This window comes from Lacipirellula parvula, assembly GCF_009177095.1.
GTDB lineage: Bacteria > Planctomycetota > Planctomycetia > Pirellulales > Lacipirellulaceae > Lacipirellula > Lacipirellula parvula.
Window position 1 is genome coordinate 1,766,249 of the sequence record NZ_AP021861.1, and the last position, 26,134, is coordinate 1,792,382.

Annotated in this window: 20 protein-coding genes; 14 read left to right on the forward strand and 6 right to left on the reverse strand. The window is 62.1% G+C overall.

Annotated elements, in window-relative coordinates; genetic code table 11:
• Positions 1-31 precede the first annotated feature (31 nt).
• Complete coding sequence (locus PLANPX_RS06730; protein WP_152097993.1) at positions 32-1,093, reverse strand: NAD(P)-dependent alcohol dehydrogenase; 1,062 nt, start codon at positions 1,091-1,093, stop codon at positions 32-34.
• A gap of 226 nt (positions 1,094-1,319) precedes the next feature.
• On the opposite strand from PLANPX_RS06730, the gene PLANPX_RS06735 reads away from it, so the two are divergent.
• Complete coding sequence (locus PLANPX_RS06735) at positions 1,320-2,255, forward strand: AraC family transcriptional regulator (protein ID WP_152097994.1); 936 nt, start codon at positions 1,320-1,322, stop codon at positions 2,253-2,255.
• Positions 2,256-2,451: 196 nt separating this feature from the next.
• On the opposite strand, the gene PLANPX_RS06740 is transcribed toward PLANPX_RS06735, so the two are convergent.
• The 4 genes from PLANPX_RS06740 to PLANPX_RS06755 form a co-directional block, all read right to left on the reverse strand.
• On the reverse strand, positions 2,452-3,984 hold the full coding sequence (locus PLANPX_RS06740) for a sulfatase (RefSeq protein WP_152097995.1): 1,533 nt from the start codon (positions 3,982-3,984) through the stop codon (positions 2,452-2,454).
• The gene (locus tag PLANPX_RS06745; RefSeq protein WP_152097996.1) at positions 3,984-5,435 is read right to left on the reverse strand and encodes a sulfatase; all 1,452 of its coding nucleotides are present in this window, start codon (positions 5,433-5,435) and stop codon (positions 3,984-3,986) included. The genes PLANPX_RS06740 and PLANPX_RS06745 overlap by 1 nt, the downstream gene beginning before the upstream one ends.
• 284 nt (positions 5,436-5,719) lie before the next feature.
• Complete coding sequence (locus PLANPX_RS06750) at positions 5,720-7,144, reverse strand: sulfatase (RefSeq protein WP_198421850.1); 1,425 nt, start codon at positions 7,142-7,144, stop codon at positions 5,720-5,722.
• A gap of 127 nt (positions 7,145-7,271) precedes the next feature.
• Positions 7,272-10,082 carry an autotransporter-associated beta strand repeat-containing protein gene (locus tag PLANPX_RS06755; protein WP_172991913.1) on the reverse strand — a complete coding sequence of 937 codons (2,811 nt, stop codon included), beginning with the start codon at positions 10,080-10,082 and terminating at the stop codon, positions 7,272-7,274.
• Positions 10,083-10,730: 648 nt separating this feature from the next.
• Here PLANPX_RS06755 and PLANPX_RS06760 point away from each other — a divergent pair.
• The 12 genes from PLANPX_RS06760 (at position 10,731) to PLANPX_RS06815 (ending at position 25,491) form a co-directional block, all read left to right on the forward strand.
• A complete protein-coding gene (locus PLANPX_RS06760; RefSeq protein WP_152097998.1) occupies positions 10,731-13,685 on the forward strand; it encodes a PSD1 and planctomycete cytochrome C domain-containing protein in 2,955 nt (984 codons plus the stop codon).
• A gap of 41 nt (positions 13,686-13,726) precedes the next feature.
• On the forward strand, positions 13,727-15,142 hold the full coding sequence (locus tag PLANPX_RS06765; RefSeq protein WP_152097999.1) for a DUF1501 domain-containing protein: 1,416 nt from the start codon (positions 13,727-13,729) through the stop codon (positions 15,140-15,142).
• A 398-nt stretch (positions 15,143-15,540) separates the two neighbouring features.
• Positions 15,541-17,019, forward strand: a complete 1,479-nt coding sequence (locus PLANPX_RS06770) for a calcium-binding protein (RefSeq protein ID WP_198421851.1) — start codon at positions 15,541-15,543, stop codon at positions 17,017-17,019.
• A complete protein-coding gene (locus PLANPX_RS06775) occupies positions 17,016-17,957 on the forward strand; it encodes a hypothetical protein (protein WP_152098001.1) in 942 nt (313 codons plus the stop codon). The genes PLANPX_RS06770 and PLANPX_RS06775 overlap by 4 nt, the downstream gene beginning before the upstream one ends.
• A 116-nt stretch (positions 17,958-18,073) precedes the next feature.
• A complete protein-coding gene (locus PLANPX_RS06780; protein ID WP_172991914.1) occupies positions 18,074-19,462 on the forward strand; it encodes a DUF1598 domain-containing protein in 1,389 nt (462 codons plus the stop codon).
• Positions 19,463-19,787: 325 nt separating this feature from the next.
• Positions 19,788-21,131: a metallophosphoesterase gene (locus tag PLANPX_RS06785; RefSeq protein ID WP_152098003.1), complete on the forward strand. Its 1,344-nt coding sequence runs from the start codon at positions 19,788-19,790 to the stop codon at positions 21,129-21,131.
• A 442-nt stretch (positions 21,132-21,573) separates the two neighbouring features.
• The gene (locus PLANPX_RS06790) at positions 21,574-22,347 is read left to right on the forward strand and encodes a hypothetical protein (RefSeq protein WP_152098004.1); all 774 of its coding nucleotides are present in this window, start codon (positions 21,574-21,576) and stop codon (positions 22,345-22,347) included.
• A gap of 112 nt (positions 22,348-22,459) precedes the next feature.
• Positions 22,460-22,660 carry a helix-turn-helix domain-containing protein gene (locus tag PLANPX_RS06795; RefSeq protein WP_152098005.1) on the forward strand — a complete coding sequence of 67 codons (201 nt, stop codon included), beginning with the start codon at positions 22,460-22,462 and terminating at the stop codon, positions 22,658-22,660.
• 91 nt (positions 22,661-22,751) lie between these two features.
• The gene (locus tag PLANPX_RS06800) at positions 22,752-23,030 is read left to right on the forward strand and encodes a hypothetical protein (RefSeq protein ID WP_152098006.1); all 279 of its coding nucleotides are present in this window, start codon (positions 22,752-22,754) and stop codon (positions 23,028-23,030) included.
• Entirely contained in the window at positions 23,030-24,592 is a 1,563-nt protein-coding gene (locus tag PLANPX_RS06805) for an AAA family ATPase (protein ID WP_152098007.1), read from the forward strand. Before PLANPX_RS06800 ends, PLANPX_RS06805 begins: the two co-directional genes overlap by 1 nt.
• Before the next feature lie 140 nt (positions 24,593-24,732).
• Positions 24,733-24,954, forward strand: coding sequence for a hypothetical protein (locus tag PLANPX_RS06810; RefSeq protein ID WP_152098008.1), 222 nt, complete (start codon positions 24,733-24,735; stop codon positions 24,952-24,954).
• Positions 24,955-25,017: 63 nt separating this feature from the next.
• Complete coding sequence (locus tag PLANPX_RS06815) at positions 25,018-25,491, forward strand: hypothetical protein (protein ID WP_152098009.1); 474 nt, start codon at positions 25,018-25,020, stop codon at positions 25,489-25,491.
• 12 nt (positions 25,492-25,503) lie between these two features.
• On the opposite strand, the gene PLANPX_RS06820 is transcribed toward PLANPX_RS06815, so the two are convergent.
• Complete coding sequence (locus tag PLANPX_RS06820) at positions 25,504-25,683, reverse strand: hypothetical protein (protein ID WP_152098010.1); 180 nt, start codon at positions 25,681-25,683, stop codon at positions 25,504-25,506.
• A gap of 247 nt (positions 25,684-25,930) precedes the next feature.
• Here PLANPX_RS06820 and PLANPX_RS06825 point away from each other — a divergent pair, with 247 nt between their 5' ends.
• Entirely contained in the window at positions 25,931-26,119 is a 189-nt protein-coding gene (locus PLANPX_RS06825; protein WP_172991915.1) for a hypothetical protein, read from the forward strand.
• The last annotated feature ends 15 nt before the right edge of the window (positions 26,120-26,134 follow it).

The following is a 26,134-nucleotide window of genomic DNA, read 5'->3' on the forward strand; positions in this document are numbered from 1 at the left end:
TCTATCTGAGCCGCAAGCAAGTATCTGCAACTCACTCTGCTCGGAGCGACGCCATATCGATTGAGAAGCGATACTTCACGTCGGAGTTGAGAATCCGCTCGTAAGCTTCGTTCACCTTTTGAATCGGAATCACTTCTACGTCGGCGGTGATGTTGTGCTCGCCGCAGAAGTTGAGCATCTCTTGCGTCTCGTCGATGCCGCCGATCGGCGAGCCGGAGAAACTGCGGCGGCCCATGATCAGCCCGAACACCCCGACGGAGAGCGGCTTCTCCGGGGCGCCGACCATCGTAATGTTGCCGTCGCGAGCGAGCAGTTGGATGTAGGCGTTGATGTCGTGCTCAGCCGCCACCGCGTCGAGGATGAAGTCGAAGCTGCCGGCATGCTTTTGCATTTCATTCGCATTCTTCGAGATGACAACTTCGTCGGCGCCGAGTCGGAGGGCATCCTCCTTCTTGCTCGGCGAGGTCGTGAATACCACAGTGTGGGCGCCGAAGGCGTGAGCGAACTTCACCCCCATGTGCCCCAAGCCGCCCAGGCCGACGATGCCGACCTTCTTTCCCTTACCGACGCCCCAGTGACGCAGCGGCGAGTACGTGGTGATGCCGGCGCACAATAGCGGCGCCGCTCCGGCGAGATCGAGGCTCGCGGGAATGCTGAGAACGAAGTGCTCGTCGACGACGATCGTGTCGGAGTAACCGCCGTACGTGACCGGAGCCGTGCCATGCTTGTCGGGGCCGCCGTAGGTAAGGACCTGGCTTGGACAGAACTGCTCGAGACCTTCCTTGCAGTTCGGGCAGGTGCGGTCGGAATCGACCATGCAGCCGACGCCCACCAGGTCGCCCGGCTTGTGCTTCGTGACCGCCGAGCCGACCTTCGCGACGCGGCCGACGATTTCGTGCCCCGGCACGCAGGGGTAAATCGCCGGCATGTCGGCGTTCCATTCGTCGCGGGCGTAGTGCAAGTCGGAGTGACAGATGCCGCAGAACAGGATCTCGATCTGCACGTCGTGGTCGTTCGGCGTGCGGCGCGGGATGCTGGCCGCGGCGAGGGGCGAGGTTTTGCTGGTCGCGGAATAGGCTTTGGCTTGGAACATCTTCAGCTTCCTGGGCGGGGTTCGTCGGGGGCAATTGAGCGGGCGCCGGTGATTGATGTCCAGTCCAGCGGGCTCGCAGCTAAACCGGCCATTTCCTCGACACTGGGCCAATTCTATGGCGATCATCGGGGGAGGCGATCGGACGATTCTCGCGGATGCTTGTACAATTCTCTAAATGGCCCTCAGAGCCAGCCAATTGTCGATGCTTGCTTAGTAAGATGCCCTCATGAATCACGACCTCAGCCCCCAGCTTGCCAGCCGCGTCGCGGCCGATCTCGCGGAACTTGCCGAGCGGATCTCCGTCGCCTCGCACGAAGACGGCGCGATCGAGCCGCAGCCCGGCGTGTTCTTCTATCGGAAGTCCCAGCCCGGCGAGCGGGTCCACAGCGTGTGCGAGCCAGCGTTCTGCCTGATGGCCCAGGGTAGCAAGGTCGTTCTGCTCGGCGATGAAACCTTTCGCTACGACCCGGCTCGCTACCTGATCACCACGATGCAACTCCCCGTCACCGGTGAAGTGGTGGAAGCGTCGCCGGAGCGTCCTTATCTCGGCTTTCGTCTGACGCTCGATCCTGCGATCGTCACCTCGGTGATGGTCGAGTCGGGGCTCGTCGACGCTCGCAGCGACGGCAGCGCGAAGGCGGTCGACGTCGGCCCGCTCGATCCCGACTTGCTCAACGCCACGTTGCGGCTGGTGCGACTCGTCGACAAGCCAAGCGAGTACCGCGTGCTCGGCCCGCTGGTGATTCGCGAGATCGTCTATCGGTTGTTGACCGGGGCGCAGGGAAACCGCCTACGGCATCTGGCGATGCTCGGCGGCCAATCGCATCGCATGGTTCGCGCGGTCGAAATCATTCGCGACAACTTCGACAAGCCGCTGAAAATCGAAGCCGTCGCGAAGGAACTCTACATGAGCGTGTCGGGATTCCACGCCCACTTCAAAGCGGTGACGGCGATGAGCCCGCTGCAGTACCAGAAGCAGCTGCGGCTACAAGAAGCGCGGCGGCTGATGCTCAACGAAAATCTCGACGCCGCGCAAGCCGGCTATCGCGTCGGTTACGACGATGCATCGCACTTTAGCCGCGACTATAAGCGGAACTATGGCGAGCCGCCGATTCGTAATATTGAACGGTTGCGCGAGTTGAGCGAAGCGATTTCGGATTGAGATGTTTTCGCGGTCTTACAGCAGATTCAATCGCAAACTCGTGAAGCCGCACATTGACTGAAATCGTGAGGTCCCCTCCCCTTGAGGGGGAGGGTTAGGGAGGGGTGTCGGCAGCGGGTACCAGAGTCCCACCCCCCTCCCCAGCCCTCCCCTCAAGGGGGAGGGAGCCACAGCATTCATCAATGGAGCGCTAGTGCTACTCCGCGCTCGCCGCTTGCTTTGCGGCGCGTTTCTTCCCTTTGCCGCCGCGATTCTTGTTCGCCTTACCGGCCTTGTTCCCCTTGTTCTTGCCGGCCTTTACCACCGGCTGAGCCTTCGTCGGATCATTCGCCGTCGGCATCGGCGCGTTAATTTCCTGCCGCCACGCCTTCAGCTTCTCGTGCAGTTCCTTGGCCTTCTCCGGGTTGCTCGCGGCGAGGTTATTCTTCTCGCCGATGTCATCGGTCAGGTTGTACAGCTCAAGATGCCCGTCCTCGAAGTACTCAATCAACTTCCACTCGCCGTCGCGGATAGCGCCGCCGGGGGTGGTCCGCCAAGTGTCGCCGCTCGCGCCGAGGTAGCCGGGGAAGTGCCAGAACAGCGGCTTGCCTCGCTCCAACGGCTTCTCTGCGGTGAGAAGCTTCGCATAGCTGACGCCGTCGAGCGGGTAGTTTTCCGGCAGTTCGCCGCCGGCGAGTTCGACCAGCGTCGGGTAGAGGTCGACCGAGTTGATCGGCGTCGCCTCGGTGCGGCCCGGTTCAATCTTCCCCTTCCAGCGGAAGACGTACGGCACGCGGAAGCCCCCCTCGTAGAGCGTTCCCTTGCCACCCTTCAGCGGCGAGTTGTCGGTAATACCGTTCTTCTTGTCGAGACCGATCGTGTCGTAGCTACCGACGCCGCCGTTGTCGCTGCTGAAGATCACCAGCGTGTCGTCGTCGAGTCCGAGTTCTTCCAATTTCGCAACGATGCGCCCGACGCTTTCGTCGACGCTATACAGCATGGCTGCGTAACGCGGGTCGTGGTGTCCGCCAGCCGCTGGCTTGTCCTTGAACTTCGCGACCAACTCTTCCTTCGCATCGTACGGAGCATGCACGCCGTAGTGCGGGAGGTAAAGGTAGAACGGTTCGTCCTTATGGCGTTCGATGAAGTCGACCGCCTTGTCGCCCAAGAAGTCGGCGAGGTACTGATCGTCGGGGTGATCGGTCTTCGGGCTCGTCACGAAATTGAAATGCTTTCCTTGCGAGACGATCGCTTCGTCGAAGCCGCGCTTGCTCGGGTGGTGGGCTTCGTCGTTGCCGATGTGCCACTTGCCGAACATGCCGGTTGCGTACCCGGCCTTCTTCATCGAATCGGCGAGCGTGATCTTGTCGAGCGGCAACTGGACGACGTTGTCGACCGGGCGGAGCGGGCGCTTCGACCAGTCGAAGCGGTTGATGCCGCCGACCGTGTAGACGCCGGTGCGCGGACCGTACTGCCCGCTGTTAAGCGCGGCCCGCGTCGGTTGGCAGTTCGGCCCGCAGGTGTAGCCGTTGGTAAAGCGAGCGCCGTCGGCGGCGAGCCGATCGATGTTCGGCGTCTCGTAATACTTGCTGCCGTAGGCCGCGACGTCGGAGTACCCCAAGTCGTCGGCCAGGATGAAAATCACGTTCGGTTTCTTCGCATCAGCGGCTTGGGCTGAAGCGGAAACCGCGAGCATGGCGAAGACGCCGCTCAGTAAAGCGACGGAGCACGTCTGAAATCGAGAAGTCATTACTTGGCTCGCTCTTTGCGTTGTTGATTGCGTTGTTGGTTCCGGTTCTTCTTCATTTTCTTCCCCTCGGCATTGTGGCCGTCGGGCCCGCCGGACATGTCGGGAAGATTCGTCGTCGGGAGATATTGCGCGAGTTCCTTCTTCCGCTCCGCGTAGTTGGGATCCTCGGCCAGATTCTTGTACTCGTACGGGTCGGCTGTTTCGTCGTACAGCTCTTCATCGCCGTTGCGGTAACGGATATAGCGCCACCCTTCGCTGCGGACGGAGTGGTTCCCTTCCTCCTGCGTCGTCACGGCCGGCGTGTCCCATTTGGCTTTGGGATCGGCGAGCAGCGGGCGGATCGATTTCCCCTGCACGTGCTCCGGCGTCTCGATCCCGGCGAGGTCGGTGAGCGTGGGGTAAATCGACATGAAGTCGACGGTCCGCTCGCTGACGCTCCCCGGCTTCGTCATGCCGGGGACTTTCCAGATGAGCGGCGCGCGGGTCGCTTCTTCCCACAAGGCGAACTTCCGCCAATGTTCCTTCTCGCCGAGGTGCCAACCATGGTCGCCCCAGAAGACGACAATGGTGTTGTCGCGGTAGGGGCTCCTTTCGAGTTCATAAAGCAATCGGCCGATCATCGCATCGGAGTACGAGCACGCCGCCAGGTAGGCCTGGATCGCTTCCTTCCAGCGGCCCGAGTCGACCATTTGCTTGTGGTCGCCGTCCGGCTTGGCCATCTTCACGCCGGCGGGCGGGACGTCGCTGAGATCGTCCTCGATGTGCGGCGGCAGCTCGATTTTATCGAGCGGGTGCATATCGAAATACTTCTGCGGCACGAACCACGGCATGTGCGGTTTGTGCAACCCGATCGCCAGGAAGAATGGCTTGTCGTGTTCCTTCTTCAGCTCGTCGATGCCGTACTGCACGATTTTCCATTCGCGAAGATCTTCGTCGTTTGCATCGACGGCGCCGAAGCGAATGCCGCCGACTCCCTTGCTACCGGTCGGAATGGGATCTGTGCCCGATTCCTTCAGGTAGTCGTCCCACTCCGCGGGACTGCGGTAGGCTTCGTGATAAATCTTGCCGGCGCCGGCGACGTAGTAGCCGGCGTTGCGAAAGGCCGAGGCGAGGTGAACTTTGTCATTCAGCACCTTCCGCCAATCGTCGTTGTTGCCGTAGACGCCCGTCACGTCGGGGCGGAGGCCAGACATCAGGGCCGTACGCGACGGATTGCACGACGGCGCCGCGCAGTAGCTGCGCGAGAACGACATGCCCTGCTGAGCGAGCCAATCCAGATTCGGCGTGATCGCCTGGCGATTGCGGCCGAGGTACCCGACCCAATGGTTGAGATCGTCAGCGGCGATCATCAACACATTGGGACGCGATGGCTTCTCTTCGGCGTGGGCTGCGGCAAGGTGAGACAAGCTGGCCGCGAGGGTCAACAAGAGGGCGATGGCTAAACGTGGCATATCAACTGACGTCGTGGACAAGGGAATCAGAATCGACGGAAGGAGCTGAAAAGGCTTCAACTATGATACTCGCCTGCCGTTGGGGGCTCCGTCAACCATGAGCCGCCAACGCGCATTTTAATGAAACCCCGGCCCTGTTCCGGCGACTCTCGCCGGAGTGTCCATTCTTAAAGAATTGCTGACTTTCCTTAACGCAGATCGGACACGGCTACTCCGCGGGAAACCGACCAATGACGGGCAGCCGCTCCTGCATCCCTGCCAGAGCGGCTGCGACGTCGTGGGAGTTACTCGCCAGCCGCGGCGCCGCCGGCCTGCGCGGCTCGCTTGCGACGAGCCTGCTTGCCCGCACCCTTGCGAACTTTCAGCTTCTCGGGATTGCCGTTCGGCTCCCAAGCGGCCGGAATGTTTTTCTCATTCCACGCTTCCCAGTCTTTGCGGAGCTCGGCCACCTTTTCGGGATGCTTGGCGGCGAGATCGTTCGCTTCGCCGATGTCTTCGCTCAGGTTGAACAGCCGCGGCTGCGGTCCGTCGATACGCGAAGTGACGAGCTTCCAATCTCCCTTGCGAACGGCCCACTGCTCGCCGAGCCGCCAGAAGAGTTCGTCGTGCGGCTTCGCGTTGTTCTTGCCCGTGAGGTAGGGCAGCAAGTCGACCCCATCGAGTTGCCAGTCGGGATTCACCGCGACGCCTGCCGCCGCGAGCGCGGTCGGGATGATGTCGAGCTGAATGATCGGGTTCTCGTAAACCTGACCCGCCGGAATCTTCCCCTTCCACTGAGCGTAAAAAGGCACGCGCACGCCTCCTTCGAGCGTCGTCATCTTGAAGCCGCGGAGCGGCAGGTTGCTCGAAGTCGTGCCTTGCGTCGGGCCGCCGTTGTCGGCAAGGTAGATCACGAGCGTGTTTTCTTCGATGCCGTTGTCCTTGAGCGATTTCAGCACGTCGCCAATCGCATCGTCGGTTGCCGAGAGGATGGCGGCGAAATGCTTCCGCTTTTCGTTTTTGATCTCCGGGAAGCGATCGAGGTACTTCTGCGGCGCTTCGAGCGGAGCATGCTGCGCGTTGAACGGCAGATAGAGGAAGAACGGCTCGTCCTTGTGCTCGGTGATGAACTCGACGGCCCGCTTGCCGTAGGCATCGGTCGTGTAGAACTCGGGATCTTCGACACGCTTTGGTTGGTCCGAAATCTTTGAGTCGACAAGCTGCGGATGGAAGAACGGCGTATTCGCGAGCGTGCCGTAGAATTCGTCGAATCCGCGCTTCGACGGGCGGAACTTTTCATCCACGCCAAGATGCCATTTGCCGACGACGCCGGTGGCGTAGCCGGCCGATTTCAGGTAGTCGGCGATTGTCTTCTGATCGACCGGCAGCCCCGCGTTCGGCTTTTGCGGCGGGTTCCACTCATGGCCGAAGCGCGTTTGGTAACGGCCCGTCACCAGACCGGCTCGCGTCGGGCTGCAGTAGGGGCCGGAAACGTAGCCTTGCGTAAACTTCACGCCATTGGCGGGAATCGAGTCGATGTTCGGCGTCGGGATCTGTTTGTTCCCTTGGGCGCCGAGTTCGCCCCAGCCGAGGTCGTCGGCGAGGATCACGATGACGTTCGGTCTCTTCGCGTCAGCGGCCGAACCCGCCTGCGCGATGCCGACGGCAGCCGCGGTCGCGACGAGCGCCGTCGCCATCCGCTGCCACAGCGATGATCTGCGTAGTTTCATAGTTACTCCCAATTGAAAGGCGTGAACGCTCAAAGCGTTGATTGGCAAACTACTAGTGTACAGCAGGAGAAGCGGGCCGGCCGCCTACGAGGCGGTGCGGCCCGCTTGCCCCCAACCAAGCGTACAGTTACTGCTCGCCCTGGCGAAGCGAGCGCGGGCGACGAAATTTCCGAATCAAGGGCAGGGCGCCGAGGACCGCGGCCAAACCGATGGCCCCGCTCGCCGGCTCCGGCACCGCGGCTGTCGCGGGGCTAGCCGGCGGCGTCACGCCGCCGCCGAACTCCCGCTGCCACGACAGGAAGTCGGCCCCGTCGACAATGCCGTCGCCATTCGCGTCGCCGGTAGCTTTGGTTCCTCCCGACGCGAGTCCGTAGTTCGTCTTCCAGCGGGTGAGGTCGTCGCTGTCGACGTCGCCGTCGAGATCGAAGTCGGCCGCGTAGTTCGACGGCAGAGCGCCTGCAACGAGCGTCACGCCGTTGGCATCATACTGAGCCGTCCAGGCATTTGTCCCGTTGGTGGTGATCGCCGCGAATTGCCCCGACACGCCGCCTGTCGACGACAAAATCGAGTAAGTCGTCCCCGGCGTCGCCGTGAAGCCAGTCGGCACGACGACGTTGAGCGTTCCCTCGAGGCTGGTGGCGCCGTTTACCGTCAGCTTGTCGAACCCGCCGCCGTCGAGATCGACGTCGAAGAACGATCCCGTCGCGAACGTCACGTTGCCCGAGACGGTGAGCTGGCCGATCGCGACGCCCGGATTGATATGGCCGCCCGTCTGCACCGCAACGTTCGACGCATCGCCCGCCGTGCCGACGAAGCCGGTACCCGCCAGCGTGCCGGTGCCGCTAACGGTCACGTCGCCGCTGCCGACGGCCGAGCCCGTTGTGTTGTTCGCATAGAGTCGGCCGGCAATGATCGAAGTACCGCCGTCGTAAGTATTGGCCGCAGTGAAGGCGAGATGGCCGTTGCCTTCCTTCACGACGCTGCCGCTGGCGCCGCTAATGACGTTGCTGATCTCGCCGGCGATCGGTGCGTTGCCGTTGCGCGCGAGGAACGAGCGGGCGCCGCCGTTCAGGTCGATCGGGTTTTGGAAGACAACCGTCGCGTCGGCGCCAGCGGTGCCGACGAGAAACTTGCCGGAGATGAATCCTCCGCTCCAAACCACTTGCTGCGAAGCGCCGCCAAGGTTGACGTTGCGGGTCGCGCCGAAGGCCGCGAAGCCGACGTTTACGCCCGAACCGAACTGCACCTGCCCGGCCCCTGTGCCGATGCCGCTGGTGAAGTCGTTGGCGCCGAGGGCGACGACGCCGTTGTTGCCGCTGAGGTTGATGTTGGCGATGTTCCCGCCGGTCACGCCGCCGGGGATCGAGTTCTGATTCGTGAGCAGCAGCACGCCGTTGGCGATTTGCGTCGGGCCTTCGTAGGTGTTGGCGGCCGAGAGTTCCAGCGTCCCCTGCTGGTTCTTCACGAACGAGCTGCCGCTGCCGGCGCCGCTGATGACGCCGCTTAGCCGCGCATCGATGTCCGCCGCACCGGCGCGGGTGGCAACCGTCCGAGCAGCGCCCGCGAGATTGATCGGGTTGGTGAAGTCGACCGTCCCGTCCGCGCTGCTATCATCCGACAGAATGAAGTTGTTTCCCGCAGCGATGAAGTTGCCGGCGCCCCACGTCAGCCCGGCGCCGCCGTTGAGCGTCACTTTCCACGTACCGTTCGATGCCGAGAAGCCGCCGCCCCCGGTGGTGAACTGCACTTGGCCCGCACCTGTTCCCAAGTTGGCCGCGTAGTCGGATACGGCGAGTTGCAGATGCCCGTTGCCGGAAATCGTCAGGTTGCTCGTTGCCGGAATCGCGTTGGCCTTCTCCAGCCGCAAACCGCCGTTGTTGATGATCGTGTTGCCGGCGTAGGTGTTCGCCGCCGCGAGCGCGAGCGTCCCGGCGCCAAGCTTGGTGAAGGTCCCCGTGCCCGTCGCGCTGATCACGCCGCTGATCCGACCATCGACGGCTGCCCCGCCGTCGTTAAGGCGAATCGAGCGATTCGAGCTGCCGAGGTTGAGCGGATTCTGGAAATCAACGGTCGCCGTCGCGTTGACGGCGCCGAGCACAAACGTCCCCAGGCCAGCCGTGCCCCAATTCACTTCCTGTAGGTTCCCGCCGATGTTCACCGCACGGTCGGTCGTGAACGCGGCGAAACCGTTTTGCCCGCCGCTGAATTGGATTTGATCGGGGCCGGCGCCGAAGGTCCGCTTGAAGTCAGAACCATTCAGGCCGAGGATCGCGCTATCCTTCAGCGTGATGTTGCTCGTTCCCCCCGTGGCGTCGATGCCGCCCGGGATCGAGCCGGCGTGCTCCAGTCGCACCACAGCGAACGTTTGCGCTCCGTTGCCGGCGATCACTGTCGGTCCGGCGTAACTGTTCGCCGCGACGAAGCGAACCGTTCCCTCGCCGCTAGTGGTGCGGTTGACGAGCAGCCCGCCGGCGCCCGAAAGTGGTTGGTAGAAGCGAATCGCTTCGTCATCCTTCTGCGTGATCGTCAGCGTGGAATTGAAGATCACCGGGGCGTCGATGTAACTCCAGCCCGTTCCCTCGGCGGTATACTCGTTGCTGATGAGCGCGGCGCCGGTGAACGTCAGCGTGTTCGTCGCTGAACCGCGCACCGTCGTATCAAAGTTGTTTGTCGCGGCCGTCCCTTTGTTGATCGTGAGCGTGTCGAGCGTAATCGGCTGGCCAAGGTCAACGATCAAGTGCCCGGTGGGCGCCGAGACGATTGCCGTCGTGCCGGCGCAATTGGGAAACGGTTGCCCCCAATTGGCGTCGTCGTTCCAGGCGACGGTTCCGGAGGTTGGGATCAACTGCTGAGCAGCCGCTTGGCGCTCGTCGATCGATCCGACCGCCGTGGCGCCGATTAGACTCAAAAGCGTAGCGCGGGAGATGAGCTTTCGCATGCTGGTGTCGTCTCTCTCGATGGTGCTTGATTGGGGAAGTCGTTTGATCGCGTTGTTCTGAATGTTCTGAAGTAGCCGCTGCCGGTAAACGCAGGAGGCGGACGGGGCGAGAGTTCGCCTCGTCTGAAGAGACCCGCGGAGCGATCGGAGCCGCGCGGCGATTAGCTGCGGCAACAACAGCCGCATGGTCGTGTGAGGAGCATGAGCGCGACTCGCTCAGCCGTAAAATGCGTCGCTTGGGCAGCCAAGGCGGCGGGGAAGGGGAGCATCTTGCCTGAAGTCCTGCTAGGTAGCGCAGCGAGCTTCCGGCTTCTCCAGTGGGCGTCGCGACAATTGAGATCTAGGCACGCCCGCTGCTATGCGCGGTTCGGCGACTCACGTCGTAGCAATCATCGTGCCGAGAGTCTGCGTGCATCGTTCCGTGCGATCGACGCCGCGAGTTCGTGGCTTTCTGACCGAAATAGGCGCCCGCTTGCCGTGAGATGCGATGGACTTCCCAGCCCATCTGCTCGATTTTCCGTGAATATTCCCAGACCAAGGCTGCGCTTTTTGCTGGGGACCGAACCGTTCACGCTCATTGACGCCCGCTAAGCCGGCCGCGAAATTAGCTGCAGCGGCTTTCTCCTCCCCTTTCGCGTCGCGTTGCCTATGAGTTTGCAACGATACCTGCGGCTTTGCCCAGCGCCGGCGCTGTTCCTCTTGCTAGCTATTGTCGCTCGCTGGCCAGCCTCTGCCGCGGAGTTGGACGCGACCATCGCAGCGGATTCCGCATTCTCTGCCGAGCAACTCGAATTCTTCGAGCGGCACATCCGCCCGCTACTCGCGACGCACTGTTTCGAGTGCCACGCTGGCGAGCACCAAGAAGGAGGGCTGCGGCTTGATTCCCGTTCCGCCGTCCTCGCTGGCGGCGACTCGGGTCCCGCTCTCGACTTGCAGCAACCGGAAGTCAGCCTGCTGATCGACGCCGTACGCTACGGCGACATCTATCAAATGCCGCCCACCGAGCAGTTGCCCGCGGAACAAGTAAAACTGCTCGAAGAGTGGATCGCCCAAGGCGCCCCCTGGCCGCCGGAAGCGGCGCCCACTACCGTCGCAACGAAGCCTGCATTCGATTTGCAAGCTCGCAAGGCTAGCCACTGGGCCTGGCGACCAATCGAAAAGCCGCCCACACCGACCGATGTCGGCGCCGCGCCCGCCTCGCCGATCGACGCCTTTCTGCTGGCCAAGCTAAATGATGCGAAAGTAACACGGGCCGAACTGGCCGATCGCGGGGCGCTACTGCGGCGGATGTCGTTTGATCTGACCGGCCTGCCCCCTACGCCGGCGGAAATTCGCGAGTTCGAAAGCGATCCATCGCCGCGGGCCCGCGAGCGGATGGTCGACCGGCTGCTCGCGTCGCCCCACTTCGGCGAACGCTGGGCCCGTCACTGGCTCGACGTCGTCCGCTACGCCGAAACGCTGGGGCATGAATCGGATTTCCCGCTGACCGAGGCGTGGCGGTACCGCGATTACGTGATCCGAGCGTTCAACGCCGATCTGCCGTACGACCAATTCGTCCGCGAGCATATCGCCGGCGACTTGCTCGAAGAGCCGCGACGGCATCCAACGGAACGATTTGACGAGTCGATTCTCGCCACTGGGTTTTGGTATCTCGGCGAGGCGGTGCACGCTCCAGTCGACGCCCGCGCCGATCAGGCGACGCGACTCGAGAACCAAGTCGACGTTTTTTCGAAGGCGTTTCTCGGGCTGACCGTCGCCTGTGCCCGTTGTCACGACCACAAGTTCGATGCGATCTCGACGAAGGATTACTACGCCCTCGCCGGCTACCTCGCAAGTTCGCATCAGCAGGTCGCTCGACTCGATCCCAACGGCGAACTCGAAGCGGGAGCCGCCCGCTTAGCCGAACTTCAGGCTGCGGGGCGAGAGGTGATCGCCGCCGCCGCGCTCTTCAGCCAGCTCGAAAGCGAACTGCACCACGCCGCCGCCGACGTTCGCGGCGAACCATCGGAACAAGTATTTGCCGACTTCTCAGGCGGCTTCGAGAATTGGTTCCGCAGCGGCTGGGCCTTCGGCTCAACCCTGACCGAGCCTGGCGACTGGCGCGTCCGCGCGTCTCAACCCGCGCTCCTCGCGACTGGCGTCGCCCACAGCGGCCGCTTCGGCGAACGACTCCCCGGCGTCTTGCGCTCGCCGACGTTCACCATCGAAAAACCACATCTCCACTACCGCGTCGCTGGCCATCATGGCAAAGTTCGCCTGATCGTCGACGGCTACGCGATGGACCCGTTCACGCCGCAGCTCTTCGAGGGCTTTACGTTCGAAGTTGACGGCGACGAGTTCGAGTGGCGGAGCCAGGATGCGAGCCGGTACCTCGGGCACCGCGCGCACCTCGAATTTGTCGACGCCGGGGAAGGGTGGCTGGCGGTTGATGAAGTCTGCTTCTCGGAGAGCAAGCAATCGCCGAGCGACGATCGCTCCAAGCTCGAAAGCATGCCCGTTCCTGACTGGGCGCTCCAGAGCGAACCGATCGCTGGGCTAACGTCGCTCGTGCAATCGATGCAGAACATCGACGAATCTTTGCCCGATCCCGTTGCCGCAGTCACGATTGGCGACGGCAGCGGCGAAGACCTGCGCGTTCATATCCGCGGCAACCACAAAACTCCCGGCGAGGTCGCGCCGCGACGCCTGCTCGAAGCGATCACTGCCGACGACCCGCCGAACTCGCCACCAAGCAGCGGCCGGCTGGAACTCGCCGAGCGGATGTTCCGCGATGACAACCCGTTCGTCGCCCGTGTGATGGTCAACCGCATTTGGTTCCACCTCATGGGCCGCGGCCTCGTGCCGACGGTCGATAACTTCGGCGCCCTCGGCGAACCGCCGAGCCACCCCCAACTTCTCGACTATCTCGCCGCCCGCTTCATCGAAGAAGGGTGGTCGATCAAACGGCTCATCCGCGAGATCATGCTCAGCGACGTCTATCACCTCTCGACAGTCGGCGTGCCAGCTGCAGAGATCGCCGACCCGCAGAATCGCCTGCTCCATCGCGCCAACGTCCGTCGGCTCGAGGGCGAGGCGATTCGCGACGCACTGCTTTGCAACTCCGGTCGGCTCGACCGCACGCTCCTCGGGCCGCCCGTGCCGATCCACCTCACCCCCTTCATGGATGGCCGCGGCAAGCCCGCGACGAGCGGCCCGCTTGATGGCGCCGGCCGGCGAAGCATCTACCTCGAAGTCCGCCGCAACTTCCTCGCGCCGTTCCTGCTGGCGTTCGACATGCCAGCGCCCGCTACCTGCGTCGGCCAGCGAAACGCCTCAAACGTCCCAGCTCAAGCGCTCACGCTGCTGAACGATCCGCTCGTGCTGGAACTCTGCGATCGCTGGGCGGAGCGCATTGTGGCGGAACCGGGCTCGACGGACGAGCGAATTCGCGGGCTCTACTTCGCCGCCTTCGGCCGCGAGCCGACGCCCGCCGAAGCGACCGCGGCGAGTGAGTTCGTTTTGCAGCAATCCGCCGAACGTGGAAGCGACGGCAGCGACAAACGCGTTTGGGCAGATCTCTGCCACGTCCTGGTGAACGTCAAAGAGTTCATTTACCTGCGGTAACCGAGTCTTCCGCCTCATCAACCTCAGCGATCAAGAACGCTATGCACTGCGGCCGCTTCCTCAACGCCCCGCTGACGCGACGCCAACTCCTGCAACGGAGCGCCGGCGGCTTCGGCGCCCTCGCGCTCGCCGGGTTGCATGCCGACGTGGCCCGTGCGGAGCAGTCGAGCAGCAGCGGCCGCTCGCACTTCGCGCCAAAAGCCCGCAACGTCATCTTCCTTTACATGGACGGCGGTCCCTCGCAAGTCGATACGTTCGACCCCAAGCCGCGGCTCCAAGCGGAGCATGGCCAACCTTTCAAGATGCGGATGGAGCCGACGCAGTTCAACGACAACGGCCTCACGCTCGGCAGCCCCTGGAAGTTCGCCAAGCATGGCCAGTGCGGGATGGGCGTCAGCGAACTCTTCCCGCACGTTGCGCAGTGCGCCGACGAGATGGCGCTCATCCGCTCGATGACCTCTGAGTTCTCCGAACACACAAGCGCGAACTACTTTCTCCACACAGGCGCCGGCATCCAAGGCCGACCCAGCGCCGGCGCCTGGACGATCTACGGCCTAGGGAGCGAATCGCAAAATCTTCCCGGCTTCGTCGTCCTCAACGGCGGCCTCATCCCGCCCGGCGGCATCGATAATTTTGGCAATGGCTACCTGCCTGCAAGTAGCCAGGCGTCGCTTTTGCGACCGCGCGGCGAGGCCATCGCCAATGTCGCGTCGCGCGAGCAAGTCGCCGCGCAAATCGATGCGAAGCTAAATCTCCGCCGCCGGCTCGACGGTTTTGTTGCCGAGCGGTTTGCCCACGCCGATCCGATCGAATCGGCGATCGCCAACTACGAACTCGCGTTCCGCATGCAGGCCGCAGTTCCCGAACTCACCGACCTCTCCAGCGAAACGGCCGCAACGAAGAAACTCTATGGCCTCGACGCCGAGTTCGAACCGACGCGCACCTTCGCCGCGGAGTGCTTGCTCGCCCGTCGCTTGGTCGAGCGGGGCGTCCGCTTCGTCGAGTTGACTTGCCCCGCTGCTGCCGGTGTCGATCGCTGGGACCAGCACAGCAAACTCATCCCCGGCCACCGCGATAATGCCCGCGCCGTCGATCAACCGATTGCGGCCCTGCTCATGGATTTGAAAGCTCGCGGCATGCTCGACGAGACGGTCGTCTGGTGGAGCGGCGAGTTCGGCCGCACGCCGTTTGCCCAGGGGAGCGATGGCCGCGATCACAATCCGTTCGGCTTTAGCTGCTGGCTCGCCGGCGGCGGCGTTCGCGGCGGCACGATCTACGGCAGCACCGACGAATACGGCTACAAAGCCGTTGAAGACCGCGTCGAGATGCACGACCTCCACGCGACGCTCCTCCATTTGCTCGGCATCGACCACGAGCGGCTCACCTACCGCTTCAGCGGCCGCGACATGCGCCTCACTGACGTCGCGGGACGCGTGGTGCAGGGAATTCTGGCGTGACGCTGGTGGAATCGTTTAATCTGCCGCCAGCGCGGGTTTTAGCACGCTCAATGCATTTGCCCCTCGATAGAGGGAGAGTAGCCGCGAAATTTGCTGCGTGATGCGCAATCGTGGGTTCACTCTGCGCGAAGGCGACGTCGCGAAATATCTTGCCGGCATGTTGCAACGCGAGCGCATTGACGCTTTATCGTCAGGGCCACCATAATCCACCCCCTTCGTGGCGGTTGGTCTGCGTACTCGATGGCGCGCCAGCGACGAATTCTACCAGGCACTTATCAAGGCGGTTTTGCATGTTGCTTCAGCAATTGATTCTCAAATGGCGCGAACGAAGCACTCGTCGAAACAGCGCGCGTCCGTCGTCATGGTCGCCGCGTTTCGAATCGTTGGAAGATCGCCGCATGCTAGCGGTGACGGCGACCTTTTCGCCGGCGAGCGGCGTGCTGAGCGTCTACGGCGATAGCGGCGACAACACGATTGAGGTCAGCCGCAACGCCGCGGGAGCAATCCTCGTGAACGGCGGCGCCGTGGCGATTGTGGGCGGCGCACCGACGATCGCCAACACGAACCTGATGAACCTGTTCGGCCTCAGCGGCAACGATACGCTCTCGCTCAACGAAGCTAACGGTGCGTTGCCGAAAGCAAACCTCTTCGGCGGCGGCGGGAGCGACGTGCTGAACGGCGGTTCGGGGGCGGATCTCGCCTTCGGGCAATCGGGTAACGACGTCATTTCCGGGCGCGGCGGTGCCGACATGCTCTTCGGCGGATCGAACGACGACACGCTCGCCGGCGGCGACGCCGACGATCAGGTCTTCGGTCAGAGCGACTCCGACCGCATGATTTGGAATCCGGGCGACGACACCGATCTCAACGAGGGGGGCGCCGGCGTCGACGTCGTTGAAGTCAACGGCGGCAACGGCTCCGAAGTCTTCACGACCACTGCCAACGGAACGCGGGTTCGCTTCGATCGCATCGACCCCGCGCCGTTTTCGATCGACATTGGCACGAGCGAAAGCCTCGTGCTGAACGCCAACGGCGGCAATGATCAATTCTCGGCGACCGGAAACCTGGCCGCGCTGATCGCGATCACTGTCGACGGCGGAACTGGAGACGACATCATCTTCGGCAGCAACGGCGCCGACATCCTGCGCGGCGGCGACAACAACGATTTCATCGACGGGCAGCAAGGCAACGACGCCATCTTCGCCGGCGCCGGCGAAGACGTCATCCAGTGGGATCCCGGCGATGGCAACGACGTCATCGAAGGGGAGCAAGGCAATGACCGATTGCAGTTCAACGGCAGCGCGGCCAACGAACAAATCGAACTCTCGGCCAACGGCGGCCGAACTCGCCTGTTCCGCAACATTGCCAACATTATTCTCGACATCGACGACGTCGAGCGCATCGACGTCGCCGCACTGTCAGGCACGGATGCACTGGTCGTTCACTCGCTTGCCGGCACCGACCTGACCGTCGTCAACCTGTTGCTCGCCAGCTCGATTGGCGGCGCGATTGGGGACAGCGCGGCCGATACGGTGACCATCAACGGCACGGCCGGTGAAGACGCGATCTCTGTCTTCAGCGGCGCCAGCGGCGTCACCGTCAACGGGTTGGCCGCCACCGTCAACATCATCACGGCCGACGCGACGCTTGATCGACTCATCGTCAACGGCCTAGGCAGCGACGACGTGGTCGACGCCACTGGGCTCACCACGGCCGGCATGCTTCTCACGGCAGACGGCGGCGAGGGAGACGACGTCCTCATGGGAGGCGACGGAGGAGATACGCTGCTGGGAGGTTTGGGAGACGACGTGCTGATCGGCGGCCCCGGCGCCGATGTGCTCGATGGCGGCTCCGGCGATAACGTGGTGATCCAATGAACAATCATGCCGTCACGCAAAGCTTTGTTCTGCCATTGCACGCGCTCACGCGAACGACTCCGGCAAGTCGTTTTGTTCGCCGGCTATTCGCCCTCGGGCTGATCTGGAGCGCATACGCAGTAACTGCCAGTTGCCCAGCCGCCGCGACCGCGGCGACGTTGCAAGCCCTGTTCGGCGGCGTAACGCTGACCGTCGGCAACGCCCGCTTCGACAATTGGCAGCTGCTGAGCGCCGACCACACGAGCGGCGCGGCGTTCGATTTCTCCCTGATGTCGATGAGTGCGATCGGGAGCGATCCCAGCAACCCTGGTCTGCAGTTCGCCTCGGGCGGCCAACTGGCTGTCACCGGCATCAATGCGGCCGATCTCACGTTTCGCTTTCAGGTTCACGCGATTGGAGCGTCGAATTCGTTCGCCGCGCATTCGCTCAATATGACCGGCGTTACGTTCTCCGGCCCAGGCGGCATCGCCACCATCTCGCAAGAGGTGACGACGATCGGCGGCGTCGACTTGGGCCCCGCCGTGACGCTGGCCGACAACGTCGCCGACGTTTTCGAATTCGCCGACACCCAAGCGATTGCCCCGCACTTGAACTTGCAAGTGACGGTAAACGTCTTCGTGACCGGGCTCGTTGCCGCGGATGCAATCAACTTCACGGCGTTCACGCAACGGTTCGCTCAGACAGGGCCGGCGACCCTTCCCGGCGATTTCAACAACGATAAAAAGGTTGACGGCGCCGACTTCCTGCACTGGCAGCGGGGGCTGTCGCCCTCGCCGCTAAGCCAGGGCGACCTGACCGTGTGGAAGAATAATTTCGGTCAATCGATTCTCGCGACTCCGGCGGTCGCCAACGTTCCCGAGCCATGCGGCGTCAGCGGGGCGCTGCTCGCGGGGGCGTTCGCGCTGAGTCGACGAGCGCGCCGTCGCCCTGGAAGCTAAGAGTGCGAGCAGCGTTCGAACTGCAGTTTTTAACATCAATTCGCGAAGCGTTTGTGACGCGAAAGGAGGCTTCATAGAATTTCTAACTGGATTTATCGCGTCACTGGATGGAATCGATGTCTCCTCTCATGCGCTTCGCCCTCGTGTTGGCTTTTCTCCTAAGCGGGCGCACTTTCTTGCATGCCCAAGCCATTAACTTCGCCGAGGAGCGGCCATTCGTCATCGGCGTCGTGCCCGTGGTTGGGAACGGCGCTGTCGGCGGCGTCGCGGTTGACGCCGACGGGACCATCAAGCGGGCCGAGCAGCGCGATGAGACGTCTCTCCTGGATGCACGCCGCTCCGCGTTGGACGGCCTGACGGGAGATATCGCCAAGCCGGCAAAGCTCCGTAAGGTTTCGCTTCGCCGGCTAGATGCACTGCTCGCCTCGCATGCGAGTCAGAACAAGCCGCTGCCGCCAGAGGTGCTCTACCTGGCTGGATTGCAACGCATCGAGTATGTCTTCGCTTATCCCGAGGCGAACGATCTTGTCTTGGCCGGGCCAGCGGAAGGCTGGTTGATCGATGACGCGGGGAATGCCGTTGGCGAAAGCTCCGGGGCGCCGGTGCTGCAATTGGAAGACCTGATTGCGGCCTTGCGAACATCGGAGAAGTTGCTGGCCGGCGAGATGATCAGCTGCTCGATCGATCCGACTCCGGCCGGGGTTCAGCAGTTTGCCCGTCTCATGCGCGGCGGTCGCGCGTCGCCCTCGGCAAGGTTGCTCCGACAAATCGAGCAAGCGATGGGCCCGCAGACGATTACGCTGACTGGCGTTTCGCCTGAGAGCCACTTTGCCCAAGTGCTCGTCGCCGCCGACTGGCAAATGAAGCGACTGGGGATGGGATTGGCCGAGTCGCCTGTCGATGGATTGCCCAGCTACATGGAACTACTGCAGCATCATCCCGGCGCTGAACCTGACAACGCGATGCCGCGCTGGTGGATGGCCTACGGCGAACAGCCCGTCGAGTGCGACAAAGATCGACTTGGCTGGCGTCTCTCGCCGCCGGGCATTCGAGTCTGCACGGCGGCCGGACGTTTGCAGGCCGATGGTCGAATCGCCCCGACGACGGAAAGCGACCCATTGGCGAAAGAATGGGCCGACGCCATGACGGCGAAATACGATCGATTGGCGATCGTCGAACCGGTGTTCGGTCAGCTGCGAGGTTGCATGGACCTGGCTTTAGTGGCGGCCATTCTCACTGCGAACGACCTGACGACTCACCTCAATCTGGAGTTGCCCATGCTCCTCGACGACTCGCGCCTGCAACTGGCGGCGTATCGAGTGCCGAAAACCGTCGCATCGCAAGCGAACGCCGTGAAGAAAAAACGCGCGTGGGTGATCAGCGTTTCCGGCGGCGTGGACCTCGATGTGGCAAGCATCGTCAATAGGCCCAGCGTGCAAGCGCAAGTGCAAACGGCACGCATGCACTCCCCGCCGGGACAATCGAAGTCGTGGTGGTGGGACTGAAGCGGGACGGGGTAGCTTCGGATCTGGAGCCGAGGCGGCGCAGCCACAAGAAGGGCAGGCCGAAGCCCAAATTCCCCTGCGACAAACCCTCAATGAACGCGTCTTGCCGCTCGGCGACGCTGGATCGAGATTCAGCGCTACATGCGTTATCGCAGCGTGGCCAAGCATTTAATCGCGTCTCGTATGGGCTTGTCGAAGTCCGTTCCACGGTAGCGCTAAGTTAGAACAGCGTAGTCGAAGCACTGGATGTTGCTGCTGGTTTGATTCCGGTTTAATCTTTCTGTAGGTCTAGTTTTTGCCGGCCGCCTCATTTGCGAGAGTAGCTATGAAGATCGCCAGCTTAATGGCGGTGGCGTCAGAGATTCGCTTCCGGCGTATTTCGCTTAACTCGAAATTCTGTTTTTTTCAGTTGGCGCTTGGCGTGCTCTCGATTTGCGTTCTTCGCCACTCGTACGCTGCGACGGTACTTGCCGTCATTGGCGATGAAGGCTCCGCTGGGGCAGGCGCGACGCGCGTCGCTAATATGGTCGGCAGTTCGTCGTGGGCGACCGACTACGTACTCGCGCTGGGCGACAACAGCGGGAGTAACTATGCTTTCGGCAGCCCGGAGTGGGATAGCGTCATCGGTGCGCGATACGGTCAGTTCATCAAGAAGCGCTCTGGCCCCGCCGCGGGCGCCTATCCCAACCAGACCAGCGAAGTACAACGTTTTTTTCCTGTAGTCGGCGACCATGATCGCGATGTCGTTACAGGCAGCACCGCCGGCTACGTTGACTACTTTCACTCGGATCCTGGAGTGGAAGTTGGCCGACTGCCCGCGGGGGTTCACGACTCATCGCAGAGCTACTACGACTTCAAACTGCCGATCAAAGGCGGCGTAGGTTCGGTGCATGTGTTCGCGATGGACAGCGAAGCTTTTGCGTATTCGGCGGAATCACAGGCGGCTCAAATCGAGTGGCTTCGAGATGGACTGACGTCGTCAGATGCAACCTGGAAATTCGTCACGTTGCATAGTCCGCCCTTCTCTTCATCCTTGCACAATAGCAATCCGCTTTACCAGTTGCCGTTCCAGCAGTGGGGAGCCAACGCGGTGATGTCGGGGCATGACCATGTGTACGAACGTGTTCTCGCCACCAATGCTGGCGAGAATAGCATGCCATACTTCGTCAACGGTCTCGGCGGATCGAATATCTACACGTTTACGACCAACCGTGCGCCCGGTAGTGAATTTCGCTACAACGACGATTACGGTGCGATGCGCATTACGATCACCGATGACGAGGCGGCGTTTGAATTCTTGGCCGTCGATTTATATGGCGGGTCCGAGAACACAACGGGCGAGCTGATTGATTCTCTAACGTTGCACAGGAGCGCACTGCCCGCGCCGCCAACGCTTCAAGCCGATTTTAACAACGACGGTTTCGTAGATAGCGACGATCTGATGATCTGGAAGGCTTCCTTCGGGATCAACGACGACGGCGATGCCACTGGAGACGGGACTACGGACGGGGCTGATTTGTTAACCTGGCAGCGGCAGCGCTCGAATTTTCAACCAGACCATCCGCCTACTCTCAGTCCTGTTCCTGAGCCGGCGACCGTGGCACTTGCCGCCGCTGGTTGTGCGTTAGTCATCGGGACAATTCCCGGCCGTTGCCGTCGCCCGTTCTGAGCATTCATAGAGCGCTCGCGCCGTACCCTAAAAGACACATCCCCGCTCGATCCGCAGCCGACGGAACCCGTCCAGGAACGAAAAAACGCCCCCTGTCGATTGAAATCGACAGGGGGCGTTTCTGTAGAAGCTCCCCCGCGAGGACCAGCACATCCCGCGAGTTTCCCGAACGAAACCGCACTTCTTGAATATTGCGCTGCACATCTCGGTGCAGTTGATCCCCTGCTCGCGGCGTTGGTGAAGGCGTGGCCGACGATGGCGCCTGAGCAGCGCGACAGACTCGTCGCCGCGGTGCGCGCGGCTGCTCCCGCGGTTGTCGACATTCGCTAAAATAGACACGTCCGGGTTCGCGGAGTAATTAACCGCACAGACCGGCCGGCCGTTGCGGAAAGCATCTACCCGCGCGGTTGGCCGGTCGCCCGGCTTCATGGAGGTTAGATGCATGCTTGCGGATTCTGTTGTTGCAAACTTGTCGCGCCGCTTGATAAGCGAGTTCTTGGCCGCATCAACGTATTCGTGCGCTGAAAGGTTGATGCTGCATGCAGCTCACAGAGAGGGCCGCAGCCCCCTCGACAATCATGGCAGCGCAGGGTTCGCGTTCTCGTACTTCTCGCGACTAGGCTGGCCACTCGATCGAATTGAGGCAATGAGCTTCTGTGACGCCACCGCGATTCTCGATCGCGATGGATGGGAATCGCCCTCGGCGGCTCCGTTTTGCTTATTTGAATTGGAGTGCCAATGCAATTTTCTTAGCGATCTGGTCGAGCGCGAAGGATGCTCAAGTACGTCCATCCAAGAGGGGATTTTGCGGTGCCAATTCCTCATCTCGAAAGCGACCGGAGCGCTTGCGAGCGAAGCGTCATCCTCACTTCTCGCCGCGCTGCGCGATCTGGAAAACGTTGGCGCCCAATCCTTAAATTTGGCTGGGGATGAACAGGCCGGCCGAGTTGCCCGGCTGGTGCGAATCATTCGGGGACCGCTCGTAAAAGACTCCCCAACGTGCACTCGCGATGCCTGGATTTACGAACAAGCCATGAAATCCATCCCATGGAAGACAATCCTTTCAGGGCTAAAGCGGATTGGAGACGAGCGAGGCTGGGACGAGATTGAGTCACAAAACGGGATTAAATCTGCGGCAAATAGGTACGCAGATAAGAACAACTTCCCACGTCCGCCCTCCAGAACGCCGGGGCGAAAGAAAAGCGAACAGCTTTAGTGCGATCTAGTTCGGTCGTGTTCAATTTTATTATTCGCGATATCTGAAATACTTCGACCATCAAGCCCGCGTCCGACCTTTTCGGACAGGCGAAGCAAGATGAGGTCGAATCATGGCTCCCTCTGCAACTCTCTCCGCCCCGAGCAGCGTCCATCTCACGAAGCAAGAGGCCGCTGACTTTCTGAACGTCAGCCTCCGCACGCTCGACCGGCTCGACATCGCCAAGGTCAAGATCCGCGGCCGCGTGCTCTACCGTCGCGACACGCTTGATGCGTGGAGCAAATCTCAAGAGTCGGTCGACGTCGCCGGCTAATCTTCCTCCGCCTGGTCGCGCCGGCGCATGAAAATGCCCGGCCCCGCATCGACGACCAATCTCGCGGAACCGGGCTAATTCAGGACCAACGATGAACATTCTTTCCGAATCACCGCCGCTGAGCAACTGCCCGGCAATTATTTCGCCGCAGCAGATCGAACTTCGCGGCGTCTTCAATGACAGCTTCGGACTTCACGCCGTGTTCACCGCCGGCCCCTCGCAGCGGATCGTTCCCGTCGAACGGCGGCACCTGTCCACATTTGTGGACTTCCGCGAACGCGTTGCCGAGTTCCTGCAGATCCGCATTGCGTTCGCAGGCGACTGGTCGGACGCCGTCGCCGCGGCGTTCTCCGAGGGAGCGGCCATCTGATGAAAGCACTCGCGACGGATCGCGAACGTCTCCCCACGGCACTCGATGCCGAGCGGCAGGTAATTGGCGGCCTGCTGCTCGAGCCGTCGCAGGCGCCAAAGCTGCTTCGAACGCTGCAGCCCGCGGCGTTCGTCGATCAGCTCAACCGCGCTACGCTCGCGGCGATCGCGGAGATGAGCCGCCTCGGCGAGCCGATCGACGTCGCCACGCTGCTGTCTCGCCTGCAAGACCGAGTCGAGTTCGCCGACACCAGCGCGGCTGCATACCTTGCTGATGTGGGGCGATCGTGCGTCACCGCGACCAACGTCGCCTACCACGCGTCGCTGATCGCCGAAGCCCATCTGAAGCGGCGGATTCACCTTGCCGCCCGCGAGATCGCTTCGAGCGCTCTCAACGGGCACGCTGGCGACGACCTCCTCGCGGATTGGGGAGCAACCTTCGAAGACTTCCGCCGCGAGCAGACTGGCGGGAACCGCTTCAAGCCGATCACCGCGGCCGAACTCGCTGCCGGCGATTTTCGCGTCAACTGGATCATCGACTGGCTGCTCGTCGAAGGGCAACCTTGCATCCTTGCCGGCGGTAAGAAGTGCCTCAAAACGACGATCCTCTGCGATTTGCTGCTGAGCATCGCCGTCGGCGGTTGCTTCCTCGGTCAATTCGAAGTCCGCTCTGCGCGTCGCGTTGTGCTGTTCTCCGCCGAGAGTGGCGCCGGCGTTCTGCAGGAAACCTGCCGACGCATCGCCGCGTCGAAAGGCTGGGAACTCGCCGACGTGCCGAACTTCACGCTCATCACCGACGTTCCGCGGTTGGACTGTTCTGCAGACATGGCGGCGTTCGAAGCGGCGATCGAGGACGCCGAAGTGATTGCGCTCGACCCGTGCTATCTGATGATGCCCGGCGGCGACGCCGGCAACCTCTTCGTTCAGGGCGAGATGCTGCTCAATCTCTCGCGACTCTGCCAACGACTCGGCGTCACGCTGATCCTTTGCCATCACACTCGCAAGCATCGGTCTGCGGATCTCAACAGCTTCGATCCGCCTGAACTCGAAGACATCGCCTGGGCTGGGTTCCAAGAGTTTGCTCGCCAATGGGTGTTGGTCGGCCGTCGCGAACGTTACGTCGCTGACAGCGGCGAGCACTCGCTCTGGATGAACTACGGCGGCTCTGCGGGCCACGGCGGCTTGTGGGCGCTCGACGCGAGCGAGGGGAGCATCGGCGACGTCAGCGGCCGCCGCTGGGATGTGACGCTTTCGAAGGCTCAGGAGGTCCGAGAGCAGGCCGAACGCCGCCGCGACGATGACAAGGCCCGCAGATCAGCGCAGCAGCTTGAAGGCGATGTGAGAGCCGTTGTCGACGCCCTTGCACGCCTGCCAGAGCAGTCAGGAACCAAGACCGACTTGAAGGATGCGACCGGTCTCTACCAATCACGCTTCAGCGCCGCGATCGCGAGTGCGCTCCAAGACAATCACATCATCCCAATGCGAATCACGAAGGGAAACAACCAGAGCTACGACGGCTACCGATTGAGCCTCGAAAACCACCACCCAGATACACCCGGATAACACCACCCGGATAGGCCGCATCCGGGTGCCCGTCACCACCACCCGGATACACACCCCTGTAAGGGGTGTATCCGGTGTGGGTGGTGATGACCCGGAACCACCCGGATAAATCGCGACCGTACCCGACTGACTTTCGAATCATGAACACGTACCAGCTGACACTCGAAGCCAAGCCCCAGGCCGACGACCCCGACGGCGCGAGGCGCGTCCGCATGGCGCTGAAGCGTTTGCTGCGATCGTTCGGGTTGCGGTGCGTGAAGGTCGAGCCGGCAGTCCATCTGCGACTCGAACACGACGCAAAACGCCCCGAAACCAGCACGAAAGCACCTACCGACGGTCGCAATTCGGTGCAGTCTCAATAACGAAATGGCAGGCAACGGCCTGTTTTGGCAGAGAATTCCCTGTTTTAGGAAGGTAATCAAGTCATGGAAACCATCAGCAGTCAGACCGATGCGGAAGCCACAAGCAAGTACCGAGAACTCGTGCTAGGGATTGCCGAGAACGTTGAGCGATCAAGTGACGTGACTCTGCACATCCGGCGAGAGGGCGGTAGGAGCGACGCGCAGTTCGCCGCAGATATCGATCTCGCAATCGCTCGTCGCAATCGCAGCAAGCAGTTCGCCGCCGTTGACTACACCAAGAAAGTGCAAGAGGCACAGGCGGCACTCTCAGAGGCGACAGAGCAGCGCCGCCTTGCGTTGGCTGCGTTAGAAGACTCACGCCAGGCAGCCGACAACGCGTCCTCGAAAGCAGATGAGTTGTTCGAGAAGCGCGAAGACTTGCTGGACGAACGGAATCGCGCGACGGCAGAGTTCACCAACTACATGACCGCTACTGCTTACGTTGGCGACGGCTCCGCCGATCCGTGCGATTGGCGCAACTTCCGGCTGAGCGAATAGTTCGCGAGCATTTCAAATCACCACCTCCAGCAATTGGCAACGATGCAAGCAAATCAATTGGTTACCGAACTTCACCGGATGAGCACGCTCCTCGCGGAAGTCGCGCATCAAAATCGCCAGTTGTTGGCGGTCGTCGCCCCAATCCTTCGACAGCCGAGCTTGACGTTGGATGAGCTTTGTGGCGTCGAACACTTATTGATCTCGAACCGCGCCGCACGGGCTGCCGCCGACCGCACCGTAGATTTAGCGCTCGCTGAGTACCGTAAGCAGTTTGGCGAGTATCGCCCTTCCCAAGCTTCGTTGAACTAATTCCGCCCCAACGCCTCCTTTTACTCACTACAGGATTTGAATGATGACTAGCTATTCCGCTCGCACACGCCGTACCTCCCTTCGCACGCGCCAGGGCGTCCAGCGAATACTCCAAGGCAAGAGCACCGATGTGCCTGACGTGTTCGGCGATCAATCCCCACCGACGCTCTCCGACGTCCTCGAAACGCAGGAGGTAATCGAGCGTCGCCTTAACGAGATCGTGGACCTCGTGGAGTCGCGCCGCGGTGCTCGCCAAGTTTCCGACAAGCCGTTCGCCGCGACGAGCGACGATGTGCGTCGCATTCTCTGCAGCCGATAGCCCACTAACAGCTTC

Excerpts from the sequence above, each read along its gene's own strand:
- PLANPX_RS06730 (WP_152097993.1), bottom strand. The coding sequence starts at position 1,093 with ATGTTCCAAGCCAAAGCCTATTCCGCGACCAGCAAAACCTCGCCCCTC.
- PLANPX_RS06735 (WP_152097994.1), top strand. The coding sequence starts at position 1,320 with ATGAATCACGACCTCAGCCCCCAGCTTGCCAGCCGCGTCGCGGCCGAT.
- PLANPX_RS06740 (WP_152097995.1), bottom strand. The coding sequence starts at position 3,984 with ATGACTTCTCGATTTCAGACGTGCTCCGTCGCTTTACTGAGCGGCGTC.
- PLANPX_RS06745 (WP_152097996.1), bottom strand. The coding sequence starts at position 5,435 with ATGCCACGTTTAGCCATCGCCCTCTTGTTGACCCTCGCGGCCAGCTTG.
- PLANPX_RS06750 (WP_198421850.1), bottom strand. The coding sequence starts at position 7,144 with ATGAAACTACGCAGATCATCGCTGTGGCAGCGGATGGCGACGGCGCTC.
- PLANPX_RS06755 (WP_172991913.1), bottom strand. The coding sequence starts at position 10,082 with ATGCGAAAGCTCATCTCCCGCGCTACGCTTTTGAGTCTAATCGGCGCC.
- PLANPX_RS06760 (WP_152097998.1), top strand. The coding sequence starts at position 10,731 with ATGAGTTTGCAACGATACCTGCGGCTTTGCCCAGCGCCGGCGCTGTTC.
- PLANPX_RS06765 (WP_152097999.1), top strand. The coding sequence starts at position 13,727 with ATGCACTGCGGCCGCTTCCTCAACGCCCCGCTGACGCGACGCCAACTC.
- PLANPX_RS06770 (WP_198421851.1), top strand. The coding sequence starts at position 15,541 with ATGCTAGCGGTGACGGCGACCTTTTCGCCGGCGAGCGGCGTGCTGAGC.
- PLANPX_RS06775 (WP_152098001.1), top strand. The coding sequence starts at position 17,016 with ATGAACAATCATGCCGTCACGCAAAGCTTTGTTCTGCCATTGCACGCG.
- PLANPX_RS06780 (WP_172991914.1), top strand. The coding sequence starts at position 18,074 with ATGTCTCCTCTCATGCGCTTCGCCCTCGTGTTGGCTTTTCTCCTAAGC.
- PLANPX_RS06785 (WP_152098003.1), top strand. The coding sequence starts at position 19,788 with ATGAAGATCGCCAGCTTAATGGCGGTGGCGTCAGAGATTCGCTTCCGG.
- PLANPX_RS06790 (WP_152098004.1), top strand. The coding sequence starts at position 21,574 with ATGCTTGCGGATTCTGTTGTTGCAAACTTGTCGCGCCGCTTGATAAGC.
- PLANPX_RS06795 (WP_152098005.1), top strand. The coding sequence starts at position 22,460 with ATGGCTCCCTCTGCAACTCTCTCCGCCCCGAGCAGCGTCCATCTCACG.
- PLANPX_RS06800 (WP_152098006.1), top strand. The coding sequence starts at position 22,752 with ATGAACATTCTTTCCGAATCACCGCCGCTGAGCAACTGCCCGGCAATT.
- PLANPX_RS06805 (WP_152098007.1), top strand. The coding sequence starts at position 23,030 with ATGAAAGCACTCGCGACGGATCGCGAACGTCTCCCCACGGCACTCGAT.
- PLANPX_RS06810 (WP_152098008.1), top strand. The coding sequence starts at position 24,733 with ATGAACACGTACCAGCTGACACTCGAAGCCAAGCCCCAGGCCGACGAC.
- PLANPX_RS06815 (WP_152098009.1), top strand. The coding sequence starts at position 25,018 with ATGGAAACCATCAGCAGTCAGACCGATGCGGAAGCCACAAGCAAGTAC.